12 protein-coding genes and 1 other RNA gene are annotated in these 15,422 nt (G+C 46.8%); 11 read left to right on the forward strand and 2 right to left on the reverse strand.

The genetic code is table 11. The features are described from left to right. Positions 1-11: 11 nt before the first annotated feature. Together HY200_06115 and rlmN are read right to left on the reverse strand one after the other, a co-directional pair. Positions 12-1,328: an insulinase family protein gene (locus HY200_06115; protein ID MBI3594518.1), complete on the reverse strand. Its 1,317-nt coding sequence runs from the start codon at positions 1,326-1,328 to the stop codon at positions 12-14. Positions 1,329-1,348: 20 nt separating this feature from the next. Then, complete coding sequence (rlmN, locus tag HY200_06120) at positions 1,349-2,410, reverse strand: 23S rRNA (adenine(2503)-C(2))-methyltransferase RlmN (protein MBI3594519.1); 1,062 nt, start codon at positions 2,408-2,410, stop codon at positions 1,349-1,351. Positions 2,411-2,481: 71 nt separating this feature from the next. On the opposite strand from rlmN, the gene HY200_06125 reads away from it, so the two are divergent. The 11 genes from HY200_06125 to HY200_06175 all read left to right on the forward strand — a co-directional run bounded on the left by HY200_06125 (position 2,482) and on the right by HY200_06175 (position 15,415). After that, positions 2,482-4,779: a transglycosylase SLT domain-containing protein gene (locus HY200_06125; protein ID MBI3594520.1), complete on the forward strand. Its 2,298-nt coding sequence runs from the start codon at positions 2,482-2,484 to the stop codon at positions 4,777-4,779. Positions 4,780-4,822: 43 nt separating this feature from the next. After that, on the forward strand, positions 4,823-5,338 hold the full coding sequence (locus HY200_06130; protein MBI3594521.1) for a hypothetical protein: 516 nt from the start codon (positions 4,823-4,825) through the stop codon (positions 5,336-5,338). Beyond that, positions 5,335-7,737, forward strand: a complete 2,403-nt coding sequence (locus HY200_06135) for a diguanylate cyclase (protein MBI3594522.1) — start codon at positions 5,335-5,337, stop codon at positions 7,735-7,737. Before HY200_06130 ends, HY200_06135 begins: the two co-directional genes overlap by 4 nt. Before the next feature lie 3 nt (positions 7,738-7,740). Continuing rightward, complete coding sequence (gene zapB / locus HY200_06140) at positions 7,741-7,959, forward strand: cell division protein ZapB (GenBank protein ID MBI3594523.1); 219 nt, start codon at positions 7,741-7,743, stop codon at positions 7,957-7,959. A 45-nt stretch (positions 7,960-8,004) separates the two neighbouring features. Next, positions 8,005-8,322, forward strand: a complete 318-nt coding sequence (gene zapA / locus HY200_06145; protein MBI3594524.1) for a cell division protein ZapA — start codon at positions 8,005-8,007, stop codon at positions 8,320-8,322. A 205-nt stretch (positions 8,323-8,527) separates the two neighbouring features. Continuing rightward, positions 8,528-8,709: non-coding RNA, 6S RNA (gene ssrS, locus HY200_06150), on the forward strand. A gap of 349 nt (positions 8,710-9,058) precedes the next feature. Next, entirely contained in the window at positions 9,059-10,624 is a 1,566-nt protein-coding gene (gene rny, locus HY200_06155; GenBank protein ID MBI3594525.1) for a ribonuclease Y, read from the forward strand. A 68-nt stretch (positions 10,625-10,692) separates the two neighbouring features. After that, a complete protein-coding gene (locus HY200_06160) occupies positions 10,693-11,487 on the forward strand; it encodes a TIGR00282 family metallophosphoesterase (GenBank protein ID MBI3594526.1) in 795 nt (264 codons plus the stop codon). Between the two features lies 1 nt (position 11,488). Then, on the forward strand, positions 11,489-12,838 hold the full coding sequence (locus HY200_06165) for an exodeoxyribonuclease VII large subunit (GenBank protein MBI3594527.1): 1,350 nt from the start codon (positions 11,489-11,491) through the stop codon (positions 12,836-12,838). A gap of 122 nt (positions 12,839-12,960) precedes the next feature. Next, the gene (locus tag HY200_06170) at positions 12,961-13,866 is read left to right on the forward strand and encodes a PDZ domain-containing protein (GenBank protein ID MBI3594528.1); all 906 of its coding nucleotides are present in this window, start codon (positions 12,961-12,963) and stop codon (positions 13,864-13,866) included. A 49-nt stretch (positions 13,867-13,915) separates the two neighbouring features. Then, positions 13,916-15,415: a hypothetical protein gene (locus HY200_06175; GenBank protein MBI3594529.1), complete on the forward strand. Its 1,500-nt coding sequence runs from the start codon at positions 13,916-13,918 to the stop codon at positions 15,413-15,415. The last annotated feature ends 7 nt before the right edge of the window (positions 15,416-15,422 follow it).

Consider the following 15,422-nt stretch of genomic DNA (forward strand, 5'->3'; position numbering starts at 1 on the left):
TTCCTCGTCAATTATTCGGATTTGTCATGTGCGACCGGAACCAGAGTGCCGACGGTCTTTGAATCGGGCGAAAAATATTTACGAGCGACTCTCTGAATATCAGCAGGGCTCACTTTTTTGAGAGAATCGAGATAGGTATCGAAATAGTGAGCGCCCGCTCCCACACTTGTGGCAATGCCGAGCTGCATCGCGATAAAAAAATTGGAATCCCGGTTTAAAATAAATTGTGTTTCAATCTGATTTCTGATTTTCTGAAGTTCCCCTTCCGAGATCTCTTTTGTTTTAAGCTGATCCAGTTCGGATAAGATGGCTGCCTCGACTTCCTCGGTTTTCTTACCCTGCTGGGGCTTGGCATAAAACGTAAAGAGAGAAGGGTCAGCGGAAAGATCGCTGTAATCCGTTCCAATTTCGAGCGCAAGCTTTTTTTCATAGACCAGCTGCCGATAAAGACGGGAACTTTTTCCGGAAGAGAGCAATGTCGACAAGAGGATCAGGGGAAAATGATCCGGGTCCCGGTAGTTGGGTGTCTTGTAACCAAAGAAAAGAACGGGCATTTGGGCTTCCTTTTTGACCGTAAATCGCCTTTCCCCTTTTTGATCCGGTTCGGTGATCTCCACCGGAGACACCGGTTCTCCGACCGGAACCGGTTCAAAATACTTCTTGATTTCAGGAAGAAGCGCCCTGCCATTAAAGTCTCCGACAATGATCAGCGTTGCGTTATTGGGCACGTAATACTTTTTGTAATGATTAAAAATATCCTGACGGGTCAAATGATCCAGATCCGTCATCCATCCGATGACGGGTGAATGGTAGGGGTGGGCGACGTAGGCCTGGGCATAGAGCTGCTCTGAAAGGAAATCGGCCGGGTTGTCATCTGTCCTCATCCGCCGCTCCTCTTTGACGACATCCCGTTCAAGCTGAAATTCCTTGGGATCGATCAGGAGGTGCGCCATCCGGTCCGATTCAAGTTCCAGCGCAAGAGCGATCCGGCCGCTTGAAATATTTTCAAAATAAGCGGTATAGTCCTGAGCGGTAAAGGCATTGTCATTTCCGCCGTTTTTCTGAACATTTCGCGAAAAGGCGCCTTTCCCGAATCGGGGCGTTCCTTTGAACATCATATGTTCCATCAGATGGGAGAGACCTGTTTTTCCGGTTAACTCGTTTCTGGAGCCGACCCGGTACCAGACCTGGATGGTCGCCACGGGTGCTTTATGCTCCTCAACCAGAATAATCTTGAGCCCGTTTTTTAAGATAACTTCTTCGATCGGGAGATTGAGACTTTCTTTTCCCTGACAGATAGCCACGGTGAAAAGGGAAAACACGAACATGAAGGAAAGGCAGATTCGTTTCATGAAGGGGTTTCGATCTGGGAAACCAGGACGTCGTTTTTCCCGGATCGAATGAGTTGGCCGCAGGCGGCGAGGACGTCATTTCCCCTGCTTTTTCGGATAAAAGTGGTGAGATGGGAATCCACGAGGATTTTCTGAAAGGCGAGAATGCGGGACTCATCCGGCCGGATAAAGGGTGATCCGGAAAATTCATTAAACGGGATAAGATTGACCTTGGATGGGATCCCTTTTAGAAGCTTTGGAATCCTTCTGGCATCTTCCAGTGAATCGTTTACTCCTTTCAGCAGGACATATTCGAAAAAGATTCTTCTTCGGGGTGCCAGGGGATATTTTCTGCAGGCGTCGAGGAGCATTTCAATAGGGTAAGTCCGGTTGATCGGCATGATCCGGTCCCGGATCGCATTGGAGGTCGCGTTTAACGAAACGGCCAGATTGACTTTTTGAGCGTGTTCTCCGAGCTTCTGAATTCCCGGAACAAGTCCCGCCGTTGAGACTGTGATTCGGCGGGGGGAAAAGGTGCAGGCATTGGAATCCGTGAGCCGGTCAATGGCTTCAGAAACCTCCTGAAAATTTGCAAGCGGTTCTCCCATGCCCATCATCACAATATTGCTTATCTCATATTCACTGGACACACGCAGATATTGATCGATTATTTCGTGGGCTTTCAGATTTCTCTTAAGTCCGCCCTTCGCCGTCAGGCAGAACTGGCAATCGATGCCGCATCCGACCTGGGTTGAAATGCAAAGCGTTCGTCTCTCTTTTTCGGGGATTAAAACGGTCTCGATCTCTTCACCATCCTCAAGTTTGAACTGGAATTTTACGGTTCCATCCCGCGAGTCCATTTTTCGGAGGATCTCGAGTTGACTAATATAACTGTTTTCTTCAAGAAATTGGCGCTCTCTCTTTGAAAAATCAGTGAGCTGACCAGGGTGATCGATCTTCTTGTTGTAAATCCAGTGAATAAGCTGTTTTGACCGGTAGGCGGGGAAACCCAGTTCAATAAACCATTCTTTTAATTGGGCAAATGAAGGAGCTTTTAAGTCTTTTTTGAGGCCGATCATCTGTTCAAGATAGCATACAATCCCTTTGGATTCAATTCTGTGTTATAATCCATTTGATGAACCAACCCCCCTTGTATACCTCCCGTGCACTCTCTTTGGTCATGGTTCTTATTCTCTTCTCCGGATGTCAAGTATTAAAGCCGGCATCCGTTCCCCTTCCACTTCCCAGACCTGACGACTCGCCGGCGTTACAAAACGAAATTGAGACCAAGGAGTTTTTGCAATGCGGCATGTCGGAGGAATGTTTTTACAAAGGTCGAGAAGCGGAAATGGCGGGAAAGAGAGACGATGCGAAAGGTTATCTCAAGATCATTCTTAATCGAAACGAGGGAGATATCTGGTCGCGTCGGGCAAGTTACCTGACCGCCAGATGGGAGATTGAAGGAAAGATCCTAACCGACGAGAAGAGACTGCATGATCTTCAGAAGAACTATCCGGAAATACAGGATTATGTCGAGAAGTTGATGGCCGATGCGGCCTTTGCTCGGGGAGATTTCGAGAAAGCCGATAAGATTGGCAACCACATCCTGCTTGTTTATCCGGATACGGTTCTTCGGCCGGCCATCCTGGCACAAAAAGGGGAGGCTCTCCGTCAATTGAAGGAATGGGATCAGGCAACAGAAATGTTTACGCTTTTTTTGAGAGAAAATCCGCGCGATGAAAAATCGGCAGAGATATTATTGAAACTATTTGAACTTAATTCTGAAAGAGAGGATTGGAGCGGGGCCGGGAATTTCTTTCGCGACCTGGAAACGAAATATCCGGATACCCCCTGGAGTCTGGATGCGGAAAAGAAAGTTTCGAAATTGTCCCTGGCGCGTCCTGACCGGAATCATTTCGATTTGTCCAATCACGAACTTTTTCATCAGGGGAAAGTGCTCTATGAAATCGGCAAATTTGAAAAGGCGCTTGATATCTGGAAAAAATTGGAACGCAAGTCTGACCGGAACGAGTTATATCTTCCGGAACTGGAATTAAAGATGGGGTTAGCCTTCCTACCATTAAAAAAATATCCGGATGCCTCCGATCATTTTAAACGTGTCATCCGGAAACATGGACACTCCGAATTTGCCCCGGAAGCCCTTCTCGGTCTCGCACGCATTGCCATCCGGGAAGAGAATGAGAACGATCTGCTGAGCCTCCTAAGAGAAGGAGAAAAACTTTTCCCCCGGCAGGAGGGCTTATATAAGCTGATTTATCTCATCGGGAGCTATTACGAGGAACATCGACAGATCTCCGGGGCCCACAGCTATTATCAGATGATCATCAGGGATCTCCCTCAGAACTCCGTCGTGCCCGACGCATTGTGGCGAGATGGATGGATTTCATACAAGGAGGGGGATAATGTTTCCGCGGAAAAGACATTTTCAAAATTAATCGAGCAGTATCCCGCAAGCCCGCTGCATGCACAGGGACTCTACTGGAAAGGACGAGCCATTGAAAGGGGAGGAAATCCGGAAGAGGCCCAGGCTGAATTTAAAGGACTTTGCCAGGATTTCAGCCATTCGTACTATTGTCATTTGGCCCGAAAAAGAGTCGCTCCGGAAGCCGAAGCATTGACTTCCCTTCCAGAACCGCAACCATTGGCCTCCGAGGTGGCCGGGTCCTTTCAAAAAGATGATCATTATCAGAGAGCCAGAGAGCTGATGATCCTGAATCTCAATCAGGACGCTTCGAAAGAATTTAATTTCCTGGCCGACCGCTATCATGACAAGCCTTCTCTTCTGCAGTTGGACAAAGAGTTGATCCAGGCCGGTGATTTCTTTCATGCGCTCAAAATTCTCAGAGGACAGTTTCCTGACGTTCTGGATCGGGGCAGGAGTTTCGATTTCCCGTTGTTATGGGAGCTTGCCTATCCGAAGGAGGTCGTGGAACAGATTCAAAAGATTGCAATAGGGATCAAGATTGAACCTGAATTTGTGGCCGGAATTATGAGGGAGGAATCGGTTTTCGATGTCAGGGCCACATCCAGAAGCGGCGCAATGGGATTGATGCAACTCATGCCATTTACGGGGGAATGGGTCGCACAACAGCTGGGAGTGGCCTCCTTTGTGAGAGAAAAACTCTATGACCAGGAATTGAATACCCGGTTTGGCGCTTTTTATCTTGATCATCTAAGTCAGAAATTTCAAGGCAACCTGATCTACACCGCGGCAAGCTATAACGCGGGACCGGAGGCTGTGACCAAATGGATTGTCAATGGCAATTATACTGATTTAGAGGAATTTGTTGAAAATATTCCCTATCAGGAAACACGCTATTATGTCAAAAGAGTCATTAAAAGTTATGAAGAATTCAAAGAAGTCCGTTCCAGGATAAACGAGAGCCCGAAATGGCCGCTTCTTGACAAGTTTATGTTAAACCGTTAGAGTGTTAAACAAGGAGTTCTCAATCAATGGGACGCTTGGCTCCATGGGAAAACTAGGTCTCTCCTCTAAAATTGTCTTAATTCTCGCAAACGATCTTAATCTTTCCCTTTCCCTAAAAAATGAGCTTCAAAAAGACGCCGGTATCGTCGATATCGCCCCCAACCTTCATCAGGCAGTCATCCATACGATTCTGAAAGAGCCTGATCTCATTTTTATCGAAGTTGCACCCGACAATTATTCAGGACTTCAGCTTCTGGAGCTGTTAAAGAAACTGAAAGGGGTTAAGAAGAATCCGCGAATTTTCATGTTTGCTGATAAATCGCTGGAAGGACGATTTCGGCAAAAATCAAGAGAAATTCTTTTCTTCGATTCCCGGGGGACTTCTTCGATATCGCAGCAGGTGAGAACGGTATTGGAAGGGTCTTCATCTTTCGAGAGTGAAATTTCGGCTCCCTGGATCCACCAATATCAGGAGAGAGGGGATGCCTATCCCGCTTCTCAGAAGGAACAGGAAATTCTGGAGAAACTGGGACAGTTGGGTATTCTCAAGAGAAAATGACCCAGGATCTGCAAAAATCGGTGAAAAAAAAATTAAAGGTTGCCCTGATCGGGGGAAATGAAGAGGGTTTGTTGACCCTCGCCTCGCTGACTCAGGACGTGTCCACGGAAGTGGTGATGCTGGTCGATCAGGATCAAAAAGCATTAGCTTTCCGCCTCCATGAATACGGGTTTACGTTTGAAAAGATTTTTACTTTCTCCCTCACTTCCGATATTCAGGCGCTTCGTGCAATCAGCGACCTTGATCTGATTGTGGATGCATCAGGGGATGCCCGGATGCATCAAGCGCTCTATCGATTAAATCACCCCTCTGCGAAAGTCATGACGAGTCAGGCGGCAAGAGTTCTTTGGGAGATTAAATCTCATCCGTTGCATGAAGGATCTCCAGACAGTTTCAATCTGGAAGGAAACGAACAGCATTTTTCAAAGCGGCAAACCGTATTGCTGGGCAAGGGTGCCACCGTTCTTCATTCGCTGGTCAGTCAATTGCCGCAAGAGGAAGTTCTTCGATTTATCCTTGAAGGTCTCCAGATTTCCCTCGAGGCCGATTGGTCGGCAGTCTATCTGGAGCAAGAAGAAAGAAGAAGACTGGTTTCCGTTTATTCCCGGTTCCAGGTTTCTTCTGACACCGAGCATTTCGATACCTGCCCGCCCCAGGGTCTCTCCGAGCTGATGGCGGCCGGAATGAAGGTGAAACGAACCGGAATTTTTCTGACGCCGCCGTTCCAGGAGTTCTGGACAGGACGGGTGATGGAAGTTTTGAAATTCCATCAGTATATTGCCGTTCCGATTTATGATAAAGACCGGTTTGTGGGATTCGTGGAACTGGGTAAATTTGAAGACAAATTTCCATGGGTGAAACGAGATGCCGAATTTGTGGAACAGACCCTCTCACAAAATGATTTCAAACCTTTTTTGACCGCTCTCGGCGACCGCGAGAATTCACTGGAACCGCTTCTGAGGTCATTAAAAAGCATTGTGGAACAGCCCAAATCCCTTCAGGAAAATCTGGAAGCAGCCACTTCGGAAATTCACCAGTTTGTACATTCCTCTGCACTCCTTCTGTTTGTCAAGGATCCCGAAAGCGGAGATCTTGTTCTTCAGTCCCAGGTGAGCACGCCCTTTAAGATGAACGGGATGTATCGAATGAAACCGGAAGAGGGGATTGGAGGTATGGCCCTTCAGAAAGGGAGTTCGATCTATTTCAAAGAGGAAGAATGTATTTCGGGAAGAAATATTCCGATGGGGATATTCTATTTTCCTCTTATTGTTCAGAATCAGTCCGTAGGTCTTCTTATTCTGGAATTTAAAGAACTTCTGAGAGATCCGCTGAGTTGGAAAGAAGAGTTTAATCAGGTGACAGAACTCTTGGCGGTTTCAATTTCCAGCGAAGTGGAAAGAAGGTATATGGCGCAAAAAGTCATTAAATTAACGGTGGTCAATGAAGAAGGCCTTGAATTGGTTTCGACCACGGATCGTGACAAGGTGCTCATGATGGCTTCGGCCTCGGTGGCGATGATTGTGGAGGCTGAGGCCGTGATCTTGAGAGTCAAAGAAAAAGAGAGTTCGCGCCTTTTGGTCGGATATACCTATGGTCTTCATAATGAGCCGATGGACAAATTCCTGATTCAGTTAGACGGAGGCATTGCCGCCCGCGTTTCCGAATCGAAACAGGTTTTTTCAAGCGCTTCTTTTCAAAACGGCGAATTTTTCAAAGAGAAGCTTCCCCCGAAATTTCCCTACCATTCCGTACTCTCGATGCCGCTATTTGATCAAGGCGAATTGATCGGAACCATTTCTGTTTATAATAAAATCATCTATAATTCATTCACGACAGGATCATTTAACGAAACCGACAGGGAATTGCTTGAAAAATATGGGAGCTATATCGGAAAAGCTCTGGTCAAAGCAAAGGAATATCAGATCCGGGAAAAACTGATCACCATCGATGAACTCACTGGTTTAAAGAATGAACGCTATCTCCATCTGAGACTCCCGGAAGAGTTAAAAAGAGCGGAGCGTTATAAAAGAAAACTTTCCCTTCTGTTCCTCGATCTGGACAAAAACAAAAAAGAATTTGCCAATCTTCCGCAGGTCATTTATGATACGATCGCTCAGAATATGGGTAAACTGATCCATGAAAGTTTTCGTCATGTCGATATTGTGGCCCGAATTAAGGGCACCCGATTTGCCGTTCTTCTTCCTGATACCGGACGCAAAATCGGGGACACCCTGAGCAGATTGAACGACGCCATTTCCGCATTGCGAATATTCAACCAAAATAATCAGCGTATTTCACTCAATTTGTTAACGGGTTACGCGACCTACCCGGAAGAAGCGCTGACCGGAGAAGAATTGGCCAAAAAAGCATCAGGATTGTTACCGTTTGGGGCGAATTGATCGATGGAAAAACTGGAAATACTGGAAGTTCAGATCCGGAAAATGATGGAGATGATCAAACTATTAAGAAATGAAAAGGGGCTTCTTGAGACGGAAGTTAAAGCGATGTCCGAGAAAATCTTGAAGCTCGAAGAAGAAAACAGATTTTGGGAAAATGAAAAAAGTGAGATCCGAGTACGCATTGAAAATATTCTGGGAGAAATGGAAGGTTTACCTCATTAAAACCCGAACTTCCCTTATCCCTTCCCTGCAGGAGAGGATAAATCGATGACTCATGCCCATCGTGATAAATCCGCGAAACTTGTGGAAGTTGAGATTTACGGAAAAAAATACAAGCTAAAAGGGGAAAACGAAGAAGGCTATATCCGTGAAGTGGCTTCGTTTGTCGACAAAAAAATGAAAGAAGTCGGCAAACGGGCCAAAACCGCACAAATGTCCGAGTTGGCGATCCTGACGGCGGTGAACATTACCCATGAATATCTCCAGTCCCGGAGGGAATACAAACAGCGCGAGATGTTCCTGGACAGAAAAACCAAAGATTTGATAGAGAGTATCGAGGAAGAATTCGAAGACATGAAATTTTAACAGACCGGTTTCCTTTCTCCTGTGGCCTAACGACCTGCAAATAGAGTTTCAAATGATGGCACTCCTCGGCAGGGACAACTAATAATTTTTTTGCAGTCTTTGTATTTGCTCCTACCTTGTTTTTGGTCAGAATTGCTTGGCTATCACTCTTGGGCAAACTTTTGCTTGAATTTTTTATTTGCGAGTGCTAGTCTTCGTCTTATAAGAACCCCTGCGTTGTGGGTGAGAAAGCAGGAAGTTTTGTCCCAACGTTTAAAACAATTTGGGAGTAGGGTTTGAAAATGGTGTGCATGTCCGGATTTCCGGAAAGCCTAAAGTTTTCAACGATATTCCCACCTGGGAAACCGGGTACAAATTTTCTGTTTCAACCGCAAAGGTGGGGGTTTTTTACCCTTTAGATGAAAATTTAAACAGGTTGGCTGAAAGGATACTCAGGAAGATTTGGTAAATTTTGAAAGAGTGAATCTGAAAATAGTGTTGAAAATAAGAAGAAATTATTTTGAAGAATCAGCAAAACCTATCTTAAACGGAAAGCTAAGACCGTGTGGGGCTTTGGATTGTTCCTGACCCGCTGAAAGGTTTTCTGATATAGATTCTTTTCTTTTCACTCTTCCTTTCCTTTTCCAAACTTCCTAGAATACGTCCAAATCAGGAATGCCGTTCCTCGATACCTCTGCCAATTAAGAATCTTATATCTGATGTTATTGTCAAGACAAGTTTTGTGGGAGGTTAGGATATGATCATGGATCCTGAAATAGGTTTAATTCTGTTGGGCTCCCTCTTGGCGGGGACGGGTCTCGGATGGTTGATCAAGAGCCGACAGATCCGCTCTCTCTTTGCGGATAAAGAGAGTTTTTTTCAACAGAAGCTTGAAGAGGCCCAGAAAGAGTCCGAAAATAAGAAAACAGAAATTTTTTTAGAGGCGAAATCCCAGTTTCTTCGCCATCGTGAAGACCTGGAAAAGGAGATCCAGGAACGACGGCAAGATCTGACTCAATTGGAACGGAAATTGGGACAAAAAGAAGAAAGCCTTGAAAGAAGGAGTTTCCAAATTTCCAAAAAAGAAGAAGAGAGTCAGCGTAAGGAACGGGAATTAATCCAAAAAGAGCGGGAGAGTGAAGAAAAGAAGAAACAGCTTGAAAATGGATTCCAGGAAATCCGGTTTAAATTGGAAAATCTGTCCGGAATCACTGCGGAGGAGGCACGGCGTCAGCTGGTCTCAAACCTGGAAGACGAAGCTAAATTTGAAGCGGGCAAATCGATTTTGAGGATTGAAGAAGAGACCCGGGAAACCGCTGAGAAGAAAGCCAAGGAGATTATTACCACCGCGATACAGCGATATGCCAATGAGTATGTGGCAGAGACCACCTGTTCCGTACTGACACTTCCCGGGGATGACATGAAGGGAAGAATCATTGGAAGAGAAGGGAGAAATATCCGGGCGCTTGAAGCGGCCACCGGAATTGATTTGATTATCGACGATACCCCCGGTGCGGTTATTATATCCGGATTCGATCCGGTGCGAAGAGAAATTGCAAAACTTTCACTGGAACGCCTGATGTCAGATGGAAGAATTCATCCATCCAGAATTGAAGAAGTTGTTGAAAAGGTCAAAAAGGATCTCGACAAAACGATGAAAGAAGATGCCGAAAAGGTTCTTTTTGAGCTGGGTGTTGCGGATGTTCATCCGGAAATTGTCAAGATACTTGGCCGCCTGAAATACCGGACCAGCTACGGCCAGAATAACCTGATGCACGCGAAAGAAGCTGCCATTATATGCAGTATGATGGCCGAGGAATTAAGGCTCGATGTGAAACTGGCAAAACGCGGAGCGCTCTTGCATGATATCGGGAAAGCCGTCAGCCACGAAGAAGAGGGGCCGCATGCGATGATCGGAGCGGATATTGCGAAGAAATACAATGAGTCGCCGCAGATCGTCAACGCGATCGCCGCTCACCATGGTGATGTCGAATGTATTTGTCCCGAATCGGCGCTTGTCGCCGCAGCAGAATCCATTTCGGCTGCCCGGCCCGGAGCCCGGCGAGAAAATCTGGAATCGTATATCAAACGCCTCGAAAAACTTGAAAAGATTGCGACCTCTTATAAAGGGGTGGAAAAGGCCTATGCCATTCAGGCCGGAAGAGAAATCCGGATCATCGTGAAGGAGGAAGATGTCACCGATAATGAGTCGGCTCAAATCTCCCGCGATATTGCAAAAAAAATTCAGACGGAGTTGACTTATCCCGGGCAAATAAAGATAACTGTAATCCGGGAATCGCGCTTTGTTGAATACGCCAAATAATGTTTGATGGTTAGCGCCTATCTCCTCTCTCCGGCGGCTGATCCCTATTCGTTCGGCATGGAAAAAATGTGAGAATCCTCTTTATCGGAGATATCGTCGGGGAACCGGGCCGCAAGATCCTTGAGCGGACGCTTCCCCGAATAATCCAGCAGTATAAAATTGACTGCGTCGTCGCGAACGGTGAAAACTCGGCGGCCGGATTCGGCATTACTCCCAAGATTGCCGAACAATTTTTTAAAACCGGGATCCACGCGATTACCGGAGGCAATCATATCTGGGACAAGAAAGAGATTCTTCCCTTTATTTCCGAAGAACCCCGACTTTTGCGGCCGGCCAATTATCCTCCGGAGGTTCCCGGAAAAGGGAGTGTCGTGCTGACCGTAGAGACTCCGAATTCTGACGTTGAGAAGTTAGCAATTCTCCATCTGGCAGGAAGGATCTTTATGGCACCTTCGGATTGCCCATTCAGGTCCGCTGATCTTGAAATTGAGAAGCTGAGAAATGAAACCACAACGATTCTGGTCGACTTTCACGGAGAGGCCACATCCGAAAAACGAGCGATGGGATGGTATCTCGACGGCCGGGTCAGCGCCGTCGTCGGTACGCATACCCATGTCCAGACGGCTGATGAAGAAGTCTTGCCGGGAGGAACGGCGTATATCACCGATGTCGGCATGACCGGGCCGACCCGATCCGTCATCGGTATTGAAAAAGAGATCGCCATTAAAAAGTTTCTAACTCAAATGCCTCACCGTTTTGAAACGGCAGAGGGTCCCGCCGTTCTTTCCGGTGTCATCATCGAAACGCTCCCGGGAGGGAGATCCCGTTCTATCCAGAGAATACAAATAACGGAACAGTTCTGAAATGGAAGATCTTTTTTCTTTTTCTGAAAAGACGGTTTATACCATATCCGGACTAAACGCCCTGATCAAAAATGAGCTGGAAGAGGCCTTTTCGAATCTCTGGCTCGAGGGGGAAGTCTCCAATTTGCGTATACCTCAATCCGGGCACTGTTATTTAACGTTAAAGGATGAAAGATCCCAGGTCAAAGCAATTGTTTTCAAGTCGACTTTGAAAGGAATCAAGTTTATTCCGAAGGAGGGACAACAACTCCTCTGCTCCGGACGGATTACCGTTTATGAGCCTCGCGGTGAATATCAGATTGTTCTCGAAAGCGTCGAGCCTAAAGGCGTCGGTGCCCTTCAGCTTGCGTTTGAACAGCTTAAAGAAAAACTCCGCCTGAAAGGATGGTTTGAACAGGGTCGGAAAAGGGAGATCCCCGCTTTTCCAAGACGCATTGGAATTGTCACATCCCCGACAGGAGCCGCAATCCGGGATATGCTCCAGATTATCGAGCGACGCCATCCAGCAGTGAATATTCTGATTTATCCGGTTCCTGTTCAGGGTGCCGAGGCGCCTTCAGCCATAGCCCATGCGATTGAAGAAATGAACCAAATTGGCGGAATCGATGTTTTGATCATCGGTCGAGGAGGCGGATCGCTGGAAGATCTATGGGCTTTTAACGAAGAGACTGTCGCTGAAGCTGTATTCAAATCGGCGATTCCGGTCATATCCGCGGTGGGACATGAAACGGACGTGACGATCGCAGACTTTGTGGCGGATCTAAGGGCTCCGACTCCCTCCGCAGCAGCAGAACTCGTTGTGAAGAATCACCTCGACCTGATCGAGAGCATCCGATCGGCTCAAAGTAGACTCGTGACGAGCTGTCAAAGAAATTTGGAGGGGATCAGAAAGGAATTTGAAAAAGTTCAGCTCAGGATCTTGAGTCCGCGGAAGCTCATTGAGAGTTATTCTCAAAAATGCGACGATTACCTGGAAAGACTCTCTGTCGCGGTTCTTCGCACCGTGGCGGCCCGTAGGACGGAATTTGAATCATTCTGCGATCGACTTGATTATCAAAACCCTGCTGAAAATCTGAAACGACTGGAGGTAGAGGTGAAAGGGCTCATTGACAGATTGGTCAATCAGGCGAAACATCGTCTTCTCTATCGAAGAAAAGAGATTGAAGCCCTTGTTTCTAACCTGGGAACCCTCGGACCCCTCGACATTCTCAGAAGAGGATACAGTATTACCCGAAAACTTCCGGAAAGGTCGATCTTAAAATCGAACCGGGAGGTTCGGAAAGAAGAATCGGTCGAAATTATCCTCGCCGAGGGGAAAGTCGAGGCCCGAATCACAGAGACGACCTCCTAGCCCGGGAGGGGCGCACAGAGCCCCTTAAATCCTTGACAAATCACAACATTTACGAAATAATTAATGAGGCATACTTTCTATGCAGATTCGGCGGAAAGGCAGTCATTCTTCGGAGTATTGCGATGGGTTCTATAAATAAGAATTGGTTGATCTCCTTATTCAGTGTGACGATCATTTCCTTCCTGCTGGCCGATGTGACCAATCTTCTAATAGGAAGTAAACTGGAGGCCTCAGCCTCTCTGCTTCCAAAGGGAGTTCAGGAGATGAGCCGCCCGGCTTCCACCCTTTCCGGGACCGATGAGGCGACGCTGATCGTTGAAGGAAATATCTTTAATTCAAAGTTGCGGGGTAAAAAAGAAGAGCGGGTGGCCTCGTTAGCTCCGGTCATCTCCCCTCCGATTAACTTGCAGGCCAGATTCCGGCTCGTTGGAACGTCGGAAGGAGATCCGGAAAATTCATTCGCGATTATCGAAGATCTCCAGTCCAAAGAGCAGATTTTTTATCATTTAAACGATCGTCTGATTGATCAAGTTCGAATTTCACAGATCCTGAGAAACCAGGTCCGTCTTGCTTATGCGGGCGGTGCAGAAACCCTTCGACTGCAGCTGGATGAAGAACGGTCCGCTGTTCCTCCAACCTCTCTCCCTGCAGGGCCAGCGAGCTTGAATAATTCCATCTTGGAACCGAAAGGAATCCGCCAGCTTTCCTCCAATCGATGGGCGCTCGACCGTCAGGAGGTCGAACATAACCTTGATAATTTAAACCAGCTTATGACCCAGGCAAGAGTGATTCCGAATTTTTCAGATGGAAAGCCGGACGGGTTTAGGGTATTTGCGATAGTCCCTGACAGTTTCTATGAAAAAATCGGACTCAAAAACGGGGATGTTCTGGAAAGGGTAAACGGCGTCGAGATTAAAGATCCCGAAAGTTTTTTGAAAGTCTTTCAGCATTTGAAAGATGAAAACAATATCAGTATCGATGTCGTCAGAAACTCGCAAAAAGAAACGATGAGTTATGAAATCCGTTAGTACCGAGAACGATCCCTCGTCCATCATGTTGAGGTAAAGACTCCTATCATTGAAACCCTTATTTTCTCTTCTCCTATTATTTGCCACATTCACTGTTCTCATTCCTTACCCCTCATATAGTCAGGAAATAAAACCGGAAGTTACCCCTCCAGCTGAAAAAAAGGTAACGCTTGATTTTAACAACGTTGATCTTCCGGTCCTGGTCAAGTTCTTCAGCGAATTGACCGGGAAGAATTTCATAATCGATGAAAAAGTCAGGGGAAAAGTGACGGTCTTTTCGCCCACTAAAATGACGATCTCAAAGGCCTATGATGTCTTTCTCAATGTTCTGGACATGAAAGGATTTACCACAGTGCAATCGGGCGAAGTCGTTCAAATTCTGCCCTCGAGCGAAGTTCCCGTCGAGCGAGCGGTTCATCTCTATTCCCTGGCGAATGCCGGAGCGGAAGAGATGACCAAAACGCTGACGAGTTTTCTGGCTCGTCCCGCAGCCCTGGTTCAACATCCCCGAATTCGGGGAGAAGGTGATTTTGAAGGTCAGGTCCAGGTGTTCCCGGATAAAGCAACCAATTCGTTAATTGTTTACGCCTCGCCAAAAGATTTTGAAATGCTTAAAGAGATTATTCAAAAATTTGATCAGGAGAAAAAACAGGTTTACGTCGAAGCGGTGATTATGGAAGTGTCTGTTTCGAAGCTAAAGAACTTGGGTATAGAATTGGCCAACCTCAACCCGGACTCCAGAATCGGTGTGATCGGAGGGACGAATTTCGGGGCGATCGCGGATGTCGCTACAGGAGGCCCGGCCGCCATTGCGAATTCATCCGGACTGATTGTGGGGGCCGGAACCGGGGCGATAACCAGTCCTTTTGGAACAGGGGGAACAATCCTCAATATCAAGGGACTTTTGCGGGCGCTCGAAGCGGACTCGGATGTCAATGTGTTATCGACTCCCCAGATTCTTGCGACGAATTTTCAAAAAGCAAGAATCGTGGTGGGACAAAACGTCCCTTTTCCGGTGGGGACAACCACCACGCCCGGAGGGGTTATCCAGCAGAATATTGATCGAAAAGATGTCGGGGTCAGTCTGGAATTGACTCCGGAAGTTCTTGAAGACAAGAGAGTCAAACTTGACATACGTCAGGAAATTTCTTCCGTGGTGGCAACAGCTCAGGGCGTTTCTCAAAATCTCGGACCGACCACTAACAAGCGCGAAGCGACAACCTCCGTGGTCGTGGCTGATCAACAGACCATTGTCATCGGAGGCCTGATCCGGGATGACTATGTCGTGACAGAAAACAAAGTTCCTTTTTTCGGAGATATTCCTCTTCTCGGCTGGCTGTTTAAATACCAGTCTAAAACATTGGAAAAGACCAATTTAATGATTTTTCTGACCCCTCATATTTTAAAGGATCCGTCTCAATTTACCGAACTCGAAAAAGCGAAGATGGGGAAAATGGATGAATTTAGGGAAAAAAATAAAATGGAAAGGCCGGAACTTTCGCGGCAAGATGTCACCCCTAGTCAGGTCAATCCTCCCCAGCCGGAATAATTCAAAA

The organism is Nitrospirota bacterium, from assembly GCA_016194305.1.
GTDB lineage: Bacteria > Nitrospirota > Nitrospiria > JACQBW01 > JACQBW01 > JACQBW01.